The organism is Acinetobacter sp. SFD (assembly GCF_001647575.1).
In the GTDB taxonomy this organism is placed as follows: Bacteria; Pseudomonadota; Gammaproteobacteria; order Pseudomonadales; family Moraxellaceae; genus Acinetobacter; species Acinetobacter pecorum.
The window spans coordinates 29,866-35,656 of record NZ_LSZJ01000007.1 but is presented as its reverse complement, the minus strand read 5'-3'; the positions used below and the strand labels follow the sequence as shown (position 1 = coordinate 35,656).

The 5,791-nt window shown below is 33.8% G+C and carries 5 protein-coding genes and 1 pseudogene; all 6 read left to right on the top strand.

From position 1 onward, the window contains the following. The first annotated feature begins 618 nt into the window (after nucleotides 1-618). Nucleotides 619-885, top strand: a complete 267-nt coding sequence (locus tag AY605_RS05400) for a hypothetical protein (RefSeq protein ID WP_064095437.1) — start codon at nucleotides 619-621, stop codon at nucleotides 883-885. Nucleotides 886-955: 70 nt separating this feature from the next. Further along, complete coding sequence (locus AY605_RS05395; RefSeq protein ID WP_064095436.1) at nucleotides 956-2,047, top strand: hypothetical protein; 1,092 nt, start codon at nucleotides 956-958, stop codon at nucleotides 2,045-2,047. Nucleotides 2,048-2,064: 17 nt separating this feature from the next. Beyond that, complete coding sequence (locus AY605_RS05390; protein WP_064095435.1) at nucleotides 2,065-2,568, top strand: hypothetical protein; 504 nt, start codon at nucleotides 2,065-2,067, stop codon at nucleotides 2,566-2,568. 9 nt (nucleotides 2,569-2,577) lie between these two features. Further along, the gene (locus tag AY605_RS05385; protein WP_064095434.1) at nucleotides 2,578-3,402 is read left to right on the top strand and encodes a hypothetical protein; all 825 of its coding nucleotides are present in this window, start codon (nucleotides 2,578-2,580) and stop codon (nucleotides 3,400-3,402) included. A 20-nt stretch (nucleotides 3,403-3,422) separates the two neighbouring features. Further along, the gene (locus tag AY605_RS05380) at nucleotides 3,423-5,336 is read left to right on the top strand and encodes a TonB-dependent siderophore receptor (protein ID WP_064095433.1); all 1,914 of its coding nucleotides are present in this window, start codon (nucleotides 3,423-3,425) and stop codon (nucleotides 5,334-5,336) included. Between the two features lie 96 nt (nucleotides 5,337-5,432). Continuing rightward, nucleotides 5,433-5,791, top strand: a pseudogene (locus AY605_RS15050) (IS982 family transposase); the annotation flags it as partial.

Below are 5,791 nucleotides of genomic sequence, written 5' to 3'. Positions count from 1 at the left end.
GTTACGCAAAATAATTCGGTACTATTAAACATCAGGACTAGAGGTGTTAGTTTTGTGTGATAACTCAACTGATGGCTCTAGTCCTCATGTTTTTCAAGTCAATTTCTTATCCGCGATTCGGGTTATTTAGTATGGCGTGTATTATGTTAAGTGTAGGAAATATTTAAACTAATATTTAAAACGTTTTGAAAACTTATGAAATCCTGATACTAACAAAATTTCTTCTTCTTGATTAAAAACCTTAACTTAGAGTAATTCCTCCTTTTAAGTATTGATAAAACAAAGCCACGTTACTTTTAACTTTTGTTTAATAAAGAATCTACTCTTTTTAATATTTGATTAAAATTTATATGTGTATTTTATCAGAATTATAAAAAAGATATTTATTTTTTGATGTTTTTGTGGTTCTTTTGTATTTACGGAATGAAGTCTCTATTTTACCACTTGGTATGTTTTTTGTTGATAAATGAAAATGTATTGAAATAATTTTTAGATTTATTAATGATCGCTTTCTGATGATTAGTTTATTTGATCTAGAAAGTAAGTTGAGATAATTTCCTGAAAAAGCTAAATGTTTAGCTAAAAACTATCAAAATATGTAATAAAAAAGGAATAATCATGAAAATATTAAACTGTGCTTCAATAATTGCAATCTTAGCAAGTGGCTTTATTGCTCCTGCTTATGCAGCTCAAACAGAACTATCTCTTAAGTCTGAATCAATAGAAGTCAGCCATGAGACGCTTAAGATTGAACATTTAAGTCAGGAAGAAATTTTCCCAGAATTACAATCACATCAGCAACAGCAACAGCAACAGCAAATGCTAATCAAAGATGATGCATATTTAACTATGTACGGAACTAGTGCATCTGGCTTTGATGTTTAATTGATTCAGTAAGCACACTAATGTATTCAAATCCATTAGCGTGCTTTGTTAAGTGGTTTGGAGGTGTTAAATGAGACAAATCGTGTATGCATTAACTGGCAGTGATAAACCCCCTCCAGTGCTCGATAGACTTCTAGAAAGATTTGTCCAACGTATGCGCGATGAGCTAGAAGATATTATTTGGAATGCGAATTTTAAAGGCTCAACTTTGGCTGAAAGTCTGTTTCAAGCTTATTCTTTACTATCAGAAATTGAATGTGTTCGCTTATTTTTAGCTCCAGAGTTCTACGATTCACTACGTTATGCACACTGGCAAGCAAACTCTGATAAATCATTAAGAAAAATTTTAAAACTTCTACAAATATCTTCTAATAATAATGTTTTAGAGCAGAATATAGATAATAGTATTTATTTACATAAGCTTGGCGATACAATTGAAATTGATCTTGGGACGGAATTTGGTCGGCGTGTTGATCCTTCAAGCCCTGTGTTCATGAGTAGTTTTGAACCCCTAACCGAAAATGAAACAAAATTGATTATTGATAAGCTTCATAAAGCATTTAAAGAAATAGATGTAACAGCACCTGCATTCTCTAGATTGATACGAAATTATACTAGGACAATTTTTGTTAGAAAAGTTTCTGGAGAAGTTCCAGCTTCAGAACAAGTCGATACAGAATTAGGTGCAATCCGCTTAAGAAATGTCCATATTGCATCATATTCTCATGAGCAACTTGTAGATGATCTTATTCATGAAAGCGTTCATAATTTTTTAGGCACTTTTGAATATATAGAATTCCCATTTATCCAATATGGACATCGTACACCAACAACAATAAGACCAGTTTCACCATGGTCCATGAGACCAATACAAACTTTACCTTTTGTTCATGCATGTTTTGTCTATTTTGCTATGTTTCATTATGGTGAGAAACGTAAGCATTTAATGTTAGAAAGCTCTTCAGATTACCAAAATATTTCAAAGAGACAAAATAAATATGCTTCAGGTTTTCTGATGCCAGGAAAGTTATCTACTTATGTTTCTTCGCTATCAGCAGTTGATCCCCGTGCATGTCAATCAATTGATTGGATGGAAATAATTATGAAAGACAAATATCAGATAGAAGTTGTTTCAACAGAAAAACATCTACAATTGGCTTAAAAGTGAAGGATGATTATATGTATATTATAGAAAATAGGACGTTTAGTATAAATTGTATTAATAATGGACTTAGGATTTTGTTACTTACATTTTTTTGTACTGCATGTTTAAATGCAGAAAACTCGGAAAAACAATCAGTAAATAATGTGAAATCAGAATATGGCATTGCAAAAATTTATGGAAAAAAGGGTGAAATGACTTTGGTTTCATCTCCACAAGGAGGAGTGTTAGTTGAACATTTTAACTTGGCTTCTAAAAATAATTTATTAGGAATTTTACAAAATGATATTATTTATTCTATTGATAGCATAAAAATATCGACACCTGAAGAATTGATGAAAGTAGTGAGAAAGAATTCAGATAATGCTCAGCATGTTTTGAAAATAAAACGGAGTGGTTCTGTTATTCAAATTGTCACCAATGTTAAAGATTGGAGTGATTTCAAAACACCTAAGCCACCTGAACCACCGAGTACTCATAATCGAAATCCTAATCCTCCAACCCCACCTAAGCCGGATTGATGAATTATTATGACAGTTTCTATTGTATATGATGATGCTATTGGCGATCCGCTCGTGGATGTACTTAAACAAAACCCTATAAAAGGTATAGAAAGTAAACCCTTATCAGTTTTTTTAAAGGATGCTGGCTTTTCTTTTGATAATGAATCTTTGACTCTAAAAGTAGAAAATCTAAAAGTGAAATCTAGTAGAATTATTGATCGTGTTGTTGAAATTACCCCAAAAGCTATTGAAGCTATTTCCGCCTCAAATGCAAATTTATTGCACAGAGGTCAGGTTTTTTCAGCTTATGAGACAATAATTAAGCAAACAGAGGATCTGAATTTTTCTTGTCAGTATACGGAAATGGGAAAGTTACTTCCTTTACCAACACAGTGGCAAATAATAAATAAACATTTTCTTGATATTAATACACCTGAATTTAGATATGGTTATGGACCTGAGGTTATAGATTATTCAGACTTATTAAACCCTATTTTTAAATCTCCTTTTGATCTGTATTCATGGAAACCTAATAAGCGTAAAGATATTAAGGTTTGGGATGAGTTTGTAGTTTCAAGACCAAAAGGTACACCTGTTATTTCTTTTAAAATCTCAGAAGGAGTTATAGTCGATTCATTAGATGGTACACATATAATGGATGATATTAAAGAAAATATAATTTACAAAACAAAAATAATCATCAAACTTTTTGAAGCATCAATTGGAGAGATACTTTGGTTTGTGGAGGACAATAACATTACTTTTTGTGCTTTTTCACTTTTTCTTTCGGGTGCTGCACAATCAAAGTATTTTTCTGACGAAGCGATTAATTTTTTCCAAAGTTATACTTAATATACTACTGAGCTAGAAATATGCGATATCTGCGTAATATATGTGTGTTATTTGTTTTTTTTTCTCATGTAGTAAATGCTGAACAAATTCTAGATCAGAATGCGGTGACTTCTGCCGAAGATGCTTTTGGTATGACTGTTGGTAATGAGTCTTTAGGGGTTTATAACTCAGGTAATGTTCGTGGCTTTTCCCCAAATGCTGCGGGTAATTATCGAATAGAAGGGTTGTATTTTGATCGACAAGCGAATTTAAATAATCGTATTCAGTCTGGCTCGGCGATTCGAGTAGGAGCTGCTGCTCAAGGATATGCATTTCCATCCCCCACTGGCATTATTGATGTACATCTAAGAGAAAGCGGTAATGATTTTGTCACTTCGCCTAAAATCACTTATGGGGCAGATGATACTTATGGCATAGAGCTTGATGCAAAGGTTCCTATAATTGAAGACAAGTTTAGTATTGCACTTGGGACTTCAGCATTTAAAAATCATTTTACAAATGGTGGTCATTCTACTTCAGCCTCGTTTGGTATAGTTCCTCGTTGGCGACCAGATCCACGTGTTGAGGTACTTTTTTTTGCAGGAAGTAGTTATTCCCTTGATGAGACCAATCCTGCGACATATCTCACAGAAAGTGACTTTAAACCAGAAAATATAATTCGTGGGCGTTTTCCTGGACCTTCGTGGGCGACGACAGACTCTACTGGAACAAATTTAGGGACAATTGTTAAAGGAATATTTGGTGATTGGACGGTTAGGATAGGAAGGTTTTATTCAATTTATGATAGAGAAACTTCGTACGCCAATCTTTTCAATTTAAGTGAAAATGGTGATGCTTCTCGAACAATTGTTGCTTATCCAACATCAAAATCAACTTCGTCAAGTGGTGAAATACGTATATCTAAGCTCATTGATGACGGGCAGATAAAACATTTAATTACGACCTCGTTACGTGATCGAACTGCTAAAAGTAATTATGGTGGTGGAAGTAGTTTTGATTTTGAAGTTGCTGAATTAAATAGTTCATTTGAACCTATACGCCCAAACTTTCAAATGGGTGAGAAAACCAATGATACAGTTAAGCAAATAACAGGTGCAATTTCGTATGGTTTGATGTGGGAGCAAGTTGGTGAATTAACCTTCGGTATGCTACGGACCTCTTATGATAAGACAGTAAAAAAACCTGATACAACGAGTAACACTCAAAATGATAATGCATGGTTGCCGTCTCTTAGTTTTTCAAAACCACTGTCAAAGAATATTTCATTCTATGCAAGTTATGTGAAAGGAATTGAAGATGCAGGTGTAGCACCGAGCTATGCTGAGAATGGTAATCAAGTGCTACCTGCAATTCGGACAAAACAGTGGGATGCTGGTTTACAGTGGAAATTAAGTGATCAGACAAAACTGATCGTAGGGTATTATGATATTGTTAAACCTTATATTGCCATGAGTAAATCAAATTATTATAAAAGCTTAGGTGAAGAGATACATCAAGGTATTGAGTTAAGCTTAACAACAAGCCCTTTAGAAGAACTTACTCTTGTGGCAGGAGCAATTCTATCTAAACCAAGGGTGAATAATGTGACAGAAACGAATGAAGTTATTGGCGTAAGGCCAGTTGCACAATCTGATTACATTGCACAATTAAGTTTTGATTACGGGATTCCTTGGATAGAGAATTTTTCTTTTGATGGTGGAATTAATTACCAAAGTAGTCAAGCTGCGACAGTAGAAAATAATGTTACTATCCCAAGCTATACCACAATCGATTTGGGAGCACGTTATAAATTTAACATAGGTAAAAACCCATCATTACTCCGTATTCAAGCAACGAATATTACTAACCAGTATTCATTGTATATTTTGGGAAGCGGTGCGTATGAAACAATTGATAAGAGAGGGATTTCAGCTTCAATTTCCACAAGGTTTTAATAGTAACCCGAATCGCGGAAAAGAAATTGACTTGAAAAACATGAGGATTAGAGCCATCAGTTGAGTTATCACACAAAACTAACACCTCTAGTCCTGATGTTTAATAGTACCGAATTATTTTGCGTAACTGATGATTTCTTTCTTAAATTTGAAGCAACTTATTGGCAATTCCTTATGCAAAGCCATCGTTTCTCAAGAATTCGAGCGGCTCACTTGAGTCTTTCAGAAATCACCTTTATTGCTATTTGGTATAAATGCTCTCATTTCACTAATTTCAAAGCATTTTCCACATGGCTAAAGCAGGATAAAAGCTCTTTATTTAATAGCTTACCCTGTTACCAACGGATGATTCACCTCATTAATACGCATCAGTTGGCACTACATGCTTTACATGTAGCCTTAATGAAAGGTCAACGGAGCCAATATTTATGGATTGATTCAACCACTTTACCTGT